We start from the raw sequence: 269 nt of genomic DNA, 5'->3' as shown, positions 1-269 counted from the left end.
CATTGTTCTGTGTTTCAATTTTCAGCTTGATCCAGATTTTTAAAGAGCAAATATCTCAGACATGACTCGCTGTTTCAGGAATCAGGTTTGAGATACATCGGCAGGTGACTTTCACTCACAGACCAGCAAGTGGCGTCCCCTAGGGGATTCGAACCCCTGTTACCGCCGTGAAAGGGCGGTGTCCTGGGCCTCTAGACGAAGGGGACACAAAGTCTCACTCGCAAGACGCCTTGCTATTTACTTTTCATCAGACAATCTGTGTGGACACT

Annotated in this window: 1 tRNA gene; it reads right to left on the bottom strand. The window is 48.0% G+C overall.

The features are described from left to right. Positions 1-130: 130 nt before the first annotated feature. Positions 131-206 (bottom strand) — tRNA-Glu (locus IAE50_RS25800). Positions 207-269: the final 63 nt, after the last annotated feature.

The sequence above is a fragment of the Kosakonia sp. S42 genome (assembly GCF_016624785.1).
Lineage (GTDB): Bacteria > Pseudomonadota > Gammaproteobacteria > Enterobacterales > Enterobacteriaceae > Kosakonia > Kosakonia cowanii.
Note: the sequence above shows the minus strand (reverse complement) of the source record. Positions and strands in the feature narration are given on the sequence as shown.